Origin of the sequence: Acidiphilium sp. AL (assembly GCF_025499445.1) — a bacterium.
Lineage (GTDB): Bacteria > Pseudomonadota > Alphaproteobacteria > Acetobacterales > Acetobacteraceae > Acidiphilium > Acidiphilium iwatense.
On sequence record NZ_JAIMBZ010000062.1, the window covers coordinates 897 to 12,939 of the forward strand.

Annotated in this window: 12 protein-coding genes; 4 read left to right on the forward strand and 8 right to left on the reverse strand. The window is 64.0% G+C overall.

Annotation, left to right across the window (positions count from 1 at the left end):
- Positions 1–493: 493 nt before the first annotated feature.
- The 7 genes from AiwAL_RS18605 to AiwAL_RS18635 all read right to left on the reverse strand — a co-directional run bounded on the left by AiwAL_RS18605 (position 494) and on the right by AiwAL_RS18635 (position 6,522).
- A complete protein-coding gene (locus AiwAL_RS18605) occupies positions 494–1,777 on the reverse strand; it encodes a folylpolyglutamate synthase/dihydrofolate synthase family protein (RefSeq protein WP_235705362.1) in 1,284 nt (427 codons plus the stop codon).
- Positions 1,774–2,643 carry an acetyl-CoA carboxylase, carboxyltransferase subunit beta gene (accD, locus tag AiwAL_RS18610; protein WP_235705361.1) on the reverse strand — a complete coding sequence of 290 codons (870 nt, stop codon included), beginning with the start codon at positions 2,641–2,643 and terminating at the stop codon, positions 1,774–1,776. Before accD ends, AiwAL_RS18605 begins: the two co-directional genes overlap by 4 nt.
- 10 nt (positions 2,644–2,653) lie before the next feature.
- Positions 2,654–3,103, reverse strand: coding sequence for a hypothetical protein (locus AiwAL_RS18615; RefSeq protein ID WP_235705360.1), 450 nt, complete (start codon positions 3,101–3,103; stop codon positions 2,654–2,656).
- Between the two features lie 54 nt (positions 3,104–3,157).
- Positions 3,158–3,901, reverse strand: a complete 744-nt coding sequence (locus tag AiwAL_RS18620) for a gamma-glutamyl-gamma-aminobutyrate hydrolase family protein (RefSeq protein WP_235705359.1) — start codon at positions 3,899–3,901, stop codon at positions 3,158–3,160.
- A 20-nt stretch (positions 3,902–3,921) separates the two neighbouring features.
- Positions 3,922–5,151 carry a multidrug effflux MFS transporter gene (locus tag AiwAL_RS18625; protein WP_235705358.1) on the reverse strand — a complete coding sequence of 410 codons (1,230 nt, stop codon included), beginning with the start codon at positions 5,149–5,151 and terminating at the stop codon, positions 3,922–3,924.
- A gap of 79 nt (positions 5,152–5,230) precedes the next feature.
- Positions 5,231–5,626, reverse strand: coding sequence for a YidH family protein (locus AiwAL_RS18630; RefSeq protein ID WP_235705357.1), 396 nt, complete (start codon positions 5,624–5,626; stop codon positions 5,231–5,233).
- On the reverse strand, positions 5,623–6,522 hold the full coding sequence (locus AiwAL_RS18635) for a branched-chain amino acid aminotransferase (RefSeq protein ID WP_235705356.1): 900 nt from the start codon (positions 6,520–6,522) through the stop codon (positions 5,623–5,625). Before AiwAL_RS18635 ends, AiwAL_RS18630 begins: the two co-directional genes overlap by 4 nt.
- A gap of 201 nt (positions 6,523–6,723) precedes the next feature.
- Between AiwAL_RS18635 and AiwAL_RS18640 the strand changes: the two genes are divergently transcribed.
- From AiwAL_RS18640 to AiwAL_RS18655, 4 genes are all read left to right on the forward strand, one after another.
- On the forward strand, positions 6,724–7,242 hold the full coding sequence (locus AiwAL_RS18640; RefSeq protein WP_235705355.1) for a MarR family winged helix-turn-helix transcriptional regulator: 519 nt from the start codon (positions 6,724–6,726) through the stop codon (positions 7,240–7,242).
- Positions 7,243–7,249: 7 nt separating this feature from the next.
- Positions 7,250–7,945: a response regulator gene (locus AiwAL_RS18645; protein ID WP_235705354.1), complete on the forward strand. Its 696-nt coding sequence runs from the start codon at positions 7,250–7,252 to the stop codon at positions 7,943–7,945.
- A 19-nt stretch (positions 7,946–7,964) separates the two neighbouring features.
- Positions 7,965–9,290, forward strand: a complete 1,326-nt coding sequence (locus AiwAL_RS18650; RefSeq protein ID WP_235705353.1) for an ATP-binding protein — start codon at positions 7,965–7,967, stop codon at positions 9,288–9,290.
- A 167-nt stretch (positions 9,291–9,457) separates the two neighbouring features.
- The gene (locus AiwAL_RS18655; RefSeq protein WP_235705352.1) at positions 9,458–10,978 is read left to right on the forward strand and encodes a glycosyltransferase family 1 protein; all 1,521 of its coding nucleotides are present in this window, start codon (positions 9,458–9,460) and stop codon (positions 10,976–10,978) included.
- Here the strand turns inward: AiwAL_RS18655 and AiwAL_RS18660 are convergent.
- A complete protein-coding gene (locus tag AiwAL_RS18660; protein WP_235705351.1) occupies positions 10,935–11,657 on the reverse strand; it encodes an SIMPL domain-containing protein in 723 nt (240 codons plus the stop codon). The two genes, AiwAL_RS18655 and AiwAL_RS18660, sit on opposite strands and share 44 nt — an antisense overlap.
- Between the last annotated feature and the right edge of the window lie 386 nt (positions 11,658–12,043).

Genomic DNA, 12,043 nt, shown 5'->3' on the forward strand with positions numbered 1-12,043 from the left:
ACGCCGCGGAGCGGCTTCTACCGCTCCGGTTCGCACAGTACTAGACGCCGAGCGAGATAGAACGCCCTCACTAGGAACGTGCTCGGGTTCGTAAGCGAAGCCACAGTCCTATTATGGTCTTTCGCTAGTCCTTTGGGGTACAAGTAGTGACAACTGCTCTAACGCCACGTACAAGCCCACCTTCCAGGCCGCCCACCTCACGGAAACCAGGACGAAGTAAGCAATCCGTGGTCAAGCGTATATACCCTACGCGTTCGCCTTCACGACCGCGCTAGCAAGGCCCACTAGGCCGGGCTAGACGCGCCAGTACCCGACTGGCTCCGCTGCAGCCCGCTAATATGCTACCGCGACGACCGCCTCCTAGAGCGACCTGACGAGCTACGCGACCTATAGCCGGCGCACGTAGAGCCGCCGTAAAGCTAGCCGCCGTACTAGCGTGTCCTTAAGCGGCGCTGGGTAGGGCTCGCGGGGGTTTCCTGATCGCTTTCTGGTATTATCCTGACACCGAAGCGAATGCTTGGGCTCGTGCAAGGATCACTCCCGCAAGATAGAGCGAGCCGCAGATCATGACACGCTTGGCCTCGCCATCTTCGGCGAGGCGCCGCAGTGCCGTCGCGACATCCGGGCCGACGGTCGCGATGCCGCCCGAAGCCGCGACGATCTGGTCCACCGGCAACGCCAGATGCTGTTCCGGTTCCGCAACCGCCTGAATACTCGCGGCATGTGGCATCACGATGCGCAGGAATTCGGCGCAATCTTTCGACTGCTTCATCCCGACGATGAGATGAGTCGGCCCCGGCCAGTCCCGCAAAACGCCTGCGATGGCATGGGCACCGCCTGGATTATGGGCGCCGTCGAGCCAGAGCGACGAGCCCGATGGCAGCAGATCGACGAAGGGCGAAGCGAGACGCTGCAATCGTGCCGGCCATTCCGCGCGAATCATGCCCGTGGCAAACGCGTCTTCCGGGATCGCAATACCGCTGCCGCGCAGGGATGCGATTGCGATACCCGCATTGTCGAACTGATGGGCTCCGCCCAGCGAAGGGTGCGGCAAATCGAGCCGCCCGCGCGCATCCTCGAACCCGAAGCTCTGTGCGGAGGGGGTCACGAACCATTCCCGGCCGCGGGCGGCGAGTGATGCGCCTTTGCCGCGTGCGGTTTCCTCGATCACCGCGAAGATGTCGGGCGGCTGGGTTCCGGTGACCGTGTAGACGTCCGGCTTGATGATGCCGGCTTTTTCCCGCGCGATCACCGTTTCTGTATCACCCAGAAACTCACGATGATCGAGCGAGATCGCGGTGATCCCCGCTGCCACTGGCGGCGGGATCACGTTGGTCGCATCAAAGGTGCCCCCGAGCCCTACCTCGATCACCGCGAGATCGGCATCCTGCGCTGCAAATAACAGGAACGCCGCGGCGGTGATTGCCTCGAACACAGTGATGGGGGCGGTATCGTTAACTCGTTCGATCTCGGCCAGCGCTGCGTCAAGCACGTCATCATCCACTAGCGCCCCGGCAATGCGGATGCGCTCGTTGAACCGCACCAGATGCGGCGAGGTGTAGACGTGCGGCCTGAGTCCGGCCGCTTCGGCGATCGCGCGGATGAAGGCGCAGGTGCTGCCCTTGCCGTTGGTGCCGGCCACATGAATAATGGGCGGCAGGCGGCGTTCCGGGTTGCCGAGGGCGGCGAGCAACCGTTCCAGCCGCTCCAGGCGCAGGTCGATCAGGCGCGGATAGAGGGTATGAAGCCGCTCCAGCCGCGCATCGATCCGGGTCACGCCGCGCGCTGCTCCGCCGGCGCGACCCTCAGCAATCCGAGCAGCCTTCCGATCATGGGTGTCAGTTCGCCGCGCGGCACCACCATGTCGATCATGCCGTGCTCGAGAAGATATTCCGCCCGCTGGAACCCTGGCGGCAGCTTCTCGCGGATGGTTTCCTCGATCACCCGCGCGCCGGCGAAGCCGATCAATGCGTTCGGCTCGGCGATCTGGATGTCGCCGAGCATCGCGAAAGAGGCGGTAACGCCGCCGGTGGTGGGATCGGTGAGCACGACGATATAGGGCAGGCCCACCTCGCGGACCATCTGCACGGCAATGGTGGTGCGCGGCATCTGCATCAGGCTGATCGGGCCCTCCTGCATCCGCGCCCCGCCCGATGCGGTGAACACGATCAACGCAGCGCGCTGCAGAACCGCGAGCCGTGCCGCCGCCACCAGCGCCTCGCCCATCGCGGCTCCCATCGAACCGCCCATGAAGCGGAAATCCATCGCGGCGACGACCGCTTTGTGGCCACCGACGCTACCATGGGCGACCAGCACGGCATCCTCCATTCCGGTTTTCTTGCGCGTATCGGCCAGACGGTCCGGGTAGCGCTTCTTGTCCTGAAACTTCAGCGGATCTGCCGGTGCTTTCGGTAAATCGATCTTGTGGAACGTTCCTTCGTCAAACGTCCAGGCCAGGCGCTCGGCAGCGCTCGCGCGCATATGGTGGCCGCAATGCGGGCACACCTTCCTGGCAGCCTCGAACTCCCGATGGAAGATCATCTGCTGGCAGGACGGGCACTGGTGCCAGAGATTGTCCGGCGCCTCCTTGCGACCGAGCAAGGTGCGAATGCGCGGGCGGACGAACTCAGTCAGCCAGTTCATCGGGCTGCGATCAGAAAATGCTGTTGATGATGTCGTCGCCGATGCCGAATCCGGCACCCATCGCGACCGCGCGGCCGAAACCCGAATTCAGAAAGCCGCCCAGCAAGCCGCCGCCCTGCTGCGGGTAAGGCGGATAGGGTTGCTGCGGATAGCCCTGCGGCTGCGGCGCGCCCCAAGGTTGTTGCATTTGCGGCTGCTGGGTCTGCGGCACCGAGCTGAGCTGCTGGGACTGGTTGGCGACGAACCCGTGCAACGCCTGGAGCAGATTGGCTACCTGATTCTGCTCGGCCTGGATCGCGAGTGCGATTTCCTTCAGATCGAGCAGCCATTCGCGTGCATCCTGATTGCCGGACTGTGAGGCGGTCTGCAATTTGGCGGCGAGGTCTTTCAACTCCTGCACGGTCTGCTGCGCCTGACTCTGCAATTGCTGATACTGGTTGTCGATGGTCTGAACGTCCATGGCGACGTCTCCTTATGCGATGTTGGCGTCATATAGCCCGGTTCGTCGCGAAAGTCAGGCGGCGCGGGCGAGCCCCTGCCGATACGCCGCACAGGCCTGCCCGAAGGCCGCGAACAGGCGCGCCCGGTCGGGATAGGCCATCACCTCCCATTCAGGGTGCCATTGCACGGCGAGCGCGAAGCCGCTTGCGGTTTCGACCCGTACCGCCTCGATCGTGCCGTCGGGTGCGACGCCCTCGACGACCAATCCCGGCGCAAGACGATCGATCGCCTGACCATGCACCGAGTTGACCATGATCGTCGCAGCACTCACGATCCGCGCGAGCGCGCCGGTCAACGCGACCTCGTGCTTGATCGCGAACTGCTCGGCGCGGGTGCCGGTCCCGGCGCGATGATCCGTCCGTCCGGCAACCTCGTGGACCTCCTGATGCAGCGTGCCGCCGAGGGCCACATTGAGTTCCTGCATGCCCCGGCAAATCCCGAAAATCGGCATGCCGCGTGCGAGGGCTTCCTGAATCAGTGGCAGGGTGGTCGCATCGCGATCAGGGTCATGCACATCGGGCGTGGCGTCCCTGGCGACGCCGTAACGCGCGGGCGCCACGTTGCTGGGGCTGCCGTCGAACAATATGCCGTCCAGGCGGTCGAGCACGGCGATCATGCGCTCGCCCTCCGGCGGGATCAGCAGCGGAATCGCGTCGGCGGCGCGGATCAACGCTTCGCCATAGCGCGCGGGGGTCGCGTGCTGGTGATGGTTGGCGATTATTCTAGTGCAGGCGGGAATGCCGATTATTTGGATCATACGAGACATCCTATACCCGATTATACAACGGAACGAGGGCGAAACGCCGCGGCGGCGAAGGCGAACAGCGCGCAGCCGAGCATGGTGATCGCCATCGGTCGCGCGGTGCCGTCGGCGAAAGCGCCGACCACCGCCCCGGTGATCGCGCCGCCGACATATTGCCAGGTGCCCATCAGCGCCGAGGCAGACCCGGCATGAGCCGCGTGGCGCGACAATGCGGCGACCATGGTGCTGGGCAGCGCGAACCCGTAACTCGCCTGGCAGATGAACAGGGCGGCCACAATGGCGACCGCCCCGCCGCCGAGCATGGACGATATCGTTAGCGCTAAAGCGCCCAGGGCCAGCAGAATCACCGAGACGGTAATAACCGGCCGCAGCCCGACACGGGCGACCAGATGCGGATTCCACTGGTTGAACCCGATATAGATCGCCGCATTAGCGCCGAATAGCGCGGCATATTCCAGCGGCTGCCAGCGGAATTCGCCGATGAACACGCCCGGCGTGCCGGCGAGATAGGCGAACAGCGCGCCGATCGCGAAGGTGCCGGTCAGCGCGTGGGCGAGAAAGCTGCGCTCGGTCGTGATCTGGCCGTAGCGGATCAGGATCGAGCGGAAGCCGACCAGACTGCGCCGCTCGGGGGACAGCGTGTCGGGCAGCAGACGCCAGACCAACCCGATGGCGACCACGCCATAAATCGCCGCAAGCACGAAGATCCAGCGCCATGAGCCGAAGGTGATGACGACGCTGCCCAATATGGGAGCGATGATCGGTGCGACCCCCATCACGAGCATGAGTTTGGAGAACAGCATCGCGGCCGCCGGCCCGTCCGCCACGTCGCGCACCATGGCGCGCGGGATCACCACCGAGGCCGAGCCGCCAAAGGCCGCGAGAAGGCGGAAGGCCGAAAGCGATCCGGTGCTCCAGGCCAGCGCACAGCCGATAGAGGCTAAGATATAGAGAGCGAGCCCGAGCAGGATGGGAAGCCGCCGCCCGACCCGGTCGGAGAACGGCCCCTGCGTCATCTGTCCCATCGCGAGCCCGGCGAAATAGGCGGCGAGGGTGAGGCCGGGTGCTGCCGCATCGTGGAAATCGTGCGCGATCGCGGGGAAGGCCGGCAGATACATATCAACCGAGACCGGCCCGATCGCGATCAGGAAGCCGAGCAGCAAGGGCAGTCGGCACGGCACCGGGATGGCGGGTGCTGAAGCGGTAGCGACGGCGGTGATCGGGGCAGAGGACACGCCCGACATTTAACGATTCCCCGGTGTCGGGTGAACGACCATCCGGCGCAATGCAGTCCGGCGTGCCGGGCCGCCTACAGGCGGCATCTCAGCCGTGGCCGGAGCCCTTGAGCATCGTCAGGCCCAGATACACCGCAAGCCCGAAACCCAGCACGACGATCAGCCCGGCCAGGGCCAGATCGAGCTTGTCGCCCTCGGCATTATGCGTCTCCTCGGCGCTGATGGCGGTGCGGTTGCGGGTGAAGCGAAGCATCGCCGCCGCCACCATCAAGGCACCGGCGATAATCAGTGCGAGTCCAACCAGGCTACCTGTAACCTGGCCGGACATCGCGACCTTTTTGCCGAGCGATTTGCCGGCAATTTTGAGAAAAATGTCAAACCGCTCGACCAGGAAGCCGAACGCCATCACCGCGATCGCGGTGCGCACCCATGCCAGAAAGGTGCGCTCGTTTGCCGCGTGGTCGGAGAAGCGCGGAACTGTCACGCAGCGCGCTTGGCGACTTCCTCCGGCGGCATCCGCACCAGTGAGTCGTAATCGGCGATCAGGGTTGCGGTGATCTGTCCCGGCGTGAACGACAGATCGCCGATCTGCCGGACCGGCGTAACCTCGGCGGCGGTTCCGGCCAGAAACACCTCGGTCGCGCGCGCCATTTCCTCCGGTAGGATGCGGCGTTCATGGACTGGAATTTGCCGGGCGCGCGCCAGCGCCATCACGGTGCGGCGGGTGATCCCGTCGAGGAAACAGTCGGGCGTCGGCGTATGCAGTGCCCCGTCCATCGCAAAAAAGATGTTCGCGCCCGTTGCCTCGGCAACGAGGCCGTCGGAGGTGAGCATCAGCGCGTCGTCGAACCCGGCGGCTTCGGCGGCGTGTTTCGAGAGCGTGCCGATCATGTAGAGGCCGGCCGCCTTTGACGCCGTGGGCGCGGTGCGCGGATCGGGCCGGCGCCATTCCGCCATTCCAAGCCGGATTCCCTTCATCCGGTCCTTGCCGAACAGGTTGGGCCAGGCCCAGGCGGCGATCGCCAGGTGGATTTTCGTCTGCTGCGCCGAAACCGCGAGCTGTTCGGAACCGCGCCACGCGAGCGGGCGGATATAGGCGTCGGTCAGGCCGTTGGCGGCGAGAACCTCCTTGCACGCGGCATCGATCTGATCGGCGGTGAACGGAATCTCGAAGCCCAGCAGCTTGCCCGACTGGATCAGCCGGTCGGTGTGGTCGCGCAGGCGGAAAATGTTGCCGTCATAGGCCCGCTCGCCTTCGAACACCGCCGAGGCATAATGCAGCCCGTGCGAGAGAACGTGGAGATTGGCGTCTCGCCAGGGGCGCATGACGCCATCCCACCAGATCATGCCGTCGCGGTCGTCAAACGGAACCAGGCTCATCGTCGAATTCTCCCCTTTTGTCATGGCGGTTTTCGCCAGCGAAAACCGCGAAACAGCCTTAAATCGTCATCCCGACGCGGCCAAGGCACGGTTGGCATTGCAAATCTGTAACAAATCCCGGCTTTCGCTCAGGATGATTTACAAAAAGCCAGATTCCCTGTCTTATCACGATCTGCAGACAACAGTAATGGTGAGCGTGCCATGCATGACAAATCCGCTCAACCCGGTCCCTCCGCCGGTCTGCTATTCCTCCGCGAGGATGAATTGCGTCTGGCTCAGGATATGATCTTCTTTGCCCACCGCGATCTTGTCGCCACGGCGGATGCCATGCTGGCGGATATGGGGTTCGGTCGCGCCCACCACCGCGCCTTGCATTTCATCGGACGAAATCCCGGCCTGCCTGTGGGCGAGTTACTGCAGATCCTCGGCATTGCTAAGCAGAGCCTGGCGCGTGTACTCGGCCCGTTGATCCGCCAGGGGTATGTCCAGCAGCTACCGGGCCGGGTCGATCGCCGCCAGCGTCTGCTTTCGCTCACGCCGGAAGGAGTTGCGCTGGAACGCCGCCTGTTCGAAACGCAGCGCGAACGCCTGACCGCTGCGTTTCGCGAGGCCGGCGGCCCGGCGGTCGAAGGGTTTCGCAAGGTTCTGCGCGGCATGATGAAGACCGAGGCCCGGAGCTATCTCGACCGGGCCGAAGCGGCGCGAACCGCGAAACGATGAGGCCGTGATGAACGGCTCTGCCGCGCATATTCTGCTGGTGGACGATGACGCGCGGCTGCGCACGCTGATGTCGCGCTACCTGGTCGAACAGGGATTTCGTGTCACGACCGCGGAAAGCGCCGCGGCCGCGCGGGAAACCTTGCGCATCGTCGATCCCGACATGCTGGTGCTCGACGTCATGATGCCCGACGAATCCGGACTCTCGCTCACCGAATCGCTTCGTGCCGACCGGGCGCCCAGCCTGCCTATTCTGTTGCTCACCGCCCGCGGCGCGCCGGAGGATCGCATCGCCGGATTCGAAGCGGGCGCGGATGATTATTTAGGCAAGCCCTTTGAGCCGCGTGAACTGGTGCTGCGGATTCGAGCCATGCTGCGCCGCACTATCTCGCCACCCGCGAACGCGGGGCCGATCCTGCTCGGCAGTGCCAGTTTCGACCCCAATCGCGGCGAATTGATCACCGAACGCGGGCCAATGCGCCTAACCGGGGGCGAGACAAGCCTGCTCGCGGTGCTTGCCGCTCGCGCCAACGAAGTACTTTCGCGCGAGGCACTGGCGGAAATTCTCGGCATGGACGAAGCCGGGGAACGCGCCATCGACGTTCAGGTAACGCGGCTGCGCCGCAAGATCGAGACCGATCCGCGCGAGCCGCGCTTTCTGCAGACGGTGCGCGGCCGAGGCTATGTGCTGAAGCCGGGGCCGTGAAGAACCACGAAAGCGTCAAATGAAGCTCGCGCCCAAGGGGCTTGAGCCCGATCGGGCCCTGCGGAAAATCCTGCCCCGCAGCCTGTTTGGCCGCACCCTGCTGATCGTGGTGTTGCCGCTGGTATTGCTGGAGGCTGTCGCACTGCAGATTTTCTACGGCAGCCACCTGGATACGCTGTCGCGCCGGCTTGCCGGCAGCGTCGCGGGCGAGATCGCCTTCGTTCTCGATCAGGCGGATCAGTATCCGGCGACGCGCCGACAGATCTATGCCAATGCCGCCTATCGGTTCGAATTCGCCTTTCACTTCCATCCCGACGCCACGCTTAGGCCTCGCCGCCTGCCGCACGCGCTCGGCCCGGTCGATACCGATCTCGCCCGCGCCTTGACCGCAGGTCTTGGCCGGCCCTTTGCACTGGTCTGGCACGGCCCGCCCGGCATGGTCCGTGTCGACGTGCAGGTTTCGAACGGGGTCCTGACCGTCGATGTACCACGCAAGCGACTGTATATCGGTGCGCTCTATATTTTCTTCGCCTGGCTGGGCGGTTCGACGGTGCTTCTGCTCGGGCTGGCGATTCTGTTTCTGCGTAATCAGGTGCGCGGAATCCGCCGCCTCGCACTTGCCGCCGAGGCATTCGGCATGGGACGCGATACCGGTCCGATCCGACCAGAGGGCGCCACCGAGGTGCGCCGCGCCGGCACCGCGTTCAACCGGATGCAGGATCGGATTCGCCGGTTTCTTGCCCAGCGCACCGCCATGCTTGCAGGCGTCTCCCATGATCTACGGACGCCTTTGACGCGGCTGCGTCTGGCGATCGCCATGCTGCCGGCGGATGTGGGCGACATCGCCGGCATGGCGAGCGACATCAACGAAATGGAACGGCTGGTTTCACTTTACCTTGCTTTCGCGAGGGGTGAGGGGGCCGAACAGCCGCAGCAAACCGATCTCGCCCTGCTGATCGAAGAGGTGGCGGCACGTACGGCGCGCGGCGGCGCGGCGATCACTCTGGACATCGCCGAACTGCCGCCTGTCGTGCTGCGCCCGGAAGCGATACGACGCGCTCTTGCCAATTTGCTGGACAACGCGGCCCGTCATGCGCGGCAGATCGGCATTGCGGCGGCGCCGGAAGGCGAACGAACGGTGCGTGTCGCTATCGACGATGACGGGCCGGGCATTCCGCCAGAGCGGCGCGAGCAGATGTTCCGACCGTTCGAAAGCGGCAGTGCGAGCGGCACCGGGCTTGGTCTCGCGATTTCGCGCGACATCATCGCGGCGCATGGCGGTGAAATCCGGCTCGACGACAGTCCGCTCGGCGGTTTGCGTGTTTTAATCACGATTCCAATATGAATATATGTACATACCGCAAACGTTAACGTCAAGATGGCGATTGATGGTGTTTTTGTCACGATTTAAAACGGCCGCGATATGGACGTTATGGGTTACCCTGGTTAGAACGAATTCATGCTATTCAATCAAGGACATGTGATTCGCCGACAAACGGGAGCGCCTTTCACGTGCCACATGCGGACACCGGACATCCATTGTTGCGCGATATGACGATCTGGGTCGATGTCGATGATCTGATCGGTCATTTCTACGCAGGTAACCGACCGAGCGGAATTCAGCGCCTGTCGCTCGATCTTGCCAGCGCCCTCGTAGCGGTCGGGGCAGGACGCGTGCGGGTTTGCCGCCATGGCCCAGGTGAAACGGGCTTCACCGAGTTGGACTGGCAGAACTGCGAGGCAAAGCTTCGCGGCGCGATGCATGACGTTCAGGGGCAGGCGCCGGACCAATCGGTGGCGACCGGCTGTCGCGAACCGCATAGCGAGGTTTCTCCGCTCCGCCGCGCCGCCCGCCGCTTGCCGCTCGACCTTCGCGGGCCGATCGCAACAGCCTATATCGCCGAACGAAATGCGGGACGCGCTCTCGGTCATGCGATCATCGCTCAGTTCCACGCAGCCCGTGCCCTGCGTGACTTGGTGGCCAATAGTTGGCGCTGGATGCGTCCGCGCCGGTTTGCTCCGAAAAAAATACAACAAATTAAAGAAGTTACTCGGAATGATGCGGTCAACGATCGGCCCGTGCCGTTCGCGCCCGGCGATATTCTGCTCTCGACCGGCGCGACTTGGCAGTTCCCGTCCTATGCCGCGAAAATCGATCGCGTGCGCGCGATCGGCGTTCGCTTCGCGCCATTCGTACATGACATGGTGCCCCTTCTATTCCCGGAATGGTCGGTGAAGAGCACGACGGAGGGATTCGAGGTGTGGGCGCGGGAGGTGCTGATCCGTGCGGATATCGTGTTTGCCAACTCGAACGCGACGGCACGCGATGTCGCACGTTACGCCCGGCAGGAAGGATTGCGGATTCCGCGCGCCATCAAACTGCCGATGGGGGCGAGTTTCCCCGGTCAAGCAGATGTGGATGCTCCGAGTCTGCACCCAAGACCGTTCGTTCTGTTCGTCTCGACGCTGGAGCCCCGGAAAAATCATGCGGGGATGCTAAGACTATGGCGCCGGCTTCTCGCCAGCCTGCCCGAAGCTCAGGTGCCCGACCTCGTCTTCGCGGGCCGGGTGGGTTGGATGGCGCATGACGTGATTGCCCAGGCGGAAAACGCGGACTGGCTCGGCGGCAAGCTCCGGCTGATCGAGGGACCCGGCGATGCGGAACTCGCGTCACTCTATCGCGACTGCATGTTTACCATATATCCGTCCTTTTACGAAGGCTGGGGATTGCCGGTCACCGAAAGCCTGAGCTTCGGCAAACCTGTTGCGGCGTCGAACCGGGCTTCGATCCCGGAAGCCGGCGGCGATTTCTGTGCCTATTTTGATCCCGACGATCTGAACGATGCCTATCGCGTCATCTCGGGGCTGATCCTTAACCCCGAGCGTGTCGCCACGCTGCAACGCCGGATCGCCGGTGAATTCCGCCCGCCAAGCTGGCGGGATTGCGCCGCGGCGATCATCGCAGTGCTCGACTCCGAGAGCCTGCCGCTCAACGCGACGGCGGTTCCAGAAGTATCGTCGCTGACAGGCTGACCTCCTGGCGGATCGGCCCCGGTTGGGCGGAAGGCGCGGGTGCAGCCGCCGCCATCATCGGCAAGGCGCGCATAAAGGGCCGGATCGGCGACGCGATATTGAGCCGCAGATGGGTGATTTGCCCAGGCTGCTCGCCGAGGGCTTTCGCCGCCGCGGCGGTTTCCGACCGCAGTTGGGCAACTGCATCCCCGATCGCCGCATCGCGAGTTTGCCGCGTGACACTTGGGCTCAGCGTGCCCGAGAGACCCTCAAGCAGCATATTTTTGGTCTGAAGCCGGCCGATCAGCGCGAGTACCGGCTTGGCCGCAGCTGAGTCTGGTGCCGCATCGAATCGCAGGGTCAGGCCCTGCTGGGCGCGCCAAGCGGTATGTTTTGCATTGTCGGGCACCACGGAATACCCGTCTGTTGTCGCCATCAACCCCTTGATACGGACTGCCTCACGCAAGGCCTCGGCCATCGTCACGTTGATCCGGCGTTGCGCATCGGCGGCGGTCGGAGCGCTTGCTGTGGCCGAAAGCCGGACGAGCATGGCGTCGGGCACATGATCCGCACTGCCGGTTACCTCCAGTTCGATTGTCGTTGCCGAAGAGCCGTGGGGCGTCGGGTTCGCATGCGCGATGAACGCTCCCGTCAGCCAAAGGGTTGCGCCAACCGCAATCCGAGTACTTGTCTTTTTCATGGTTCCCAAAATCTCAGAATTTATATCCCAACGCCAGCACCCGCGCGCGGACATGCGACCGGCTGGCACCTTGTCAGAGAGCGTCTCGCCTCACATTGTGGCGATCCTATGGATTCCGAGTTCGCCCCCCACATCCCGATCGGACGCTTTGGCCTTGTCGATCTACCGGCAGCTTCCGGTTTTGCGGCGTTTCGGCAGGCCGTACTGGATTCCAGCGCGGCAGATTGTGCTTTCCGCCATGCCGCGGACTGAACCGCGCCGGGAATCCTGGAGGCTCCAACTCTTGAGTAGGATGGAGCAATGGAAAAGCGGAAGACATCGAACAGATATTCACCTGAGGTCCGCGAACGCGCGGTGCGGATGGTGCTGGAGCATGGCAAGGATCA

Bases quoted from the DNA above. Each gene is read 5' to 3' on its own strand.
- AiwAL_RS18660 (WP_235705351.1), bottom strand. From the start codon at position 11,657: ATGAAAAAGACAAGTACTCGGATTGCGGTTGGCGCAACCCTTTGGCTG.
- AiwAL_RS18635 (WP_235705356.1), bottom strand. From the start codon at position 6,522: ATGAGCCTGGTTCCGTTTGACGACCGCGACGGCATGATCTGGTGGGAT.
- accD (WP_235705361.1), bottom strand. From the start codon at position 2,643: ATGAACTGGCTGACTGAGTTCGTCCGCCCGCGCATTCGCACCTTGCTC.
- AiwAL_RS18620 (WP_235705359.1), bottom strand. From the start codon at position 3,901: ATGATCCAAATAATCGGCATTCCCGCCTGCACTAGAATAATCGCCAAC.
- AiwAL_RS18650 (WP_235705353.1), top strand. From the start codon at position 7,965: ATGAAGCTCGCGCCCAAGGGGCTTGAGCCCGATCGGGCCCTGCGGAAA.
- AiwAL_RS18615 (WP_235705360.1), bottom strand. From the start codon at position 3,103: ATGGACGTTCAGACCATCGACAACCAGTATCAGCAATTGCAGAGTCAG.
- AiwAL_RS18645 (WP_235705354.1), top strand. From the start codon at position 7,250: ATGAACGGCTCTGCCGCGCATATTCTGCTGGTGGACGATGACGCGCGG.
- AiwAL_RS18640 (WP_235705355.1), top strand. From the start codon at position 6,724: ATGCATGACAAATCCGCTCAACCCGGTCCCTCCGCCGGTCTGCTATTC.
- AiwAL_RS18625 (WP_235705358.1), bottom strand. From the start codon at position 5,151: ATGTCGGGCGTGTCCTCTGCCCCGATCACCGCCGTCGCTACCGCTTCA.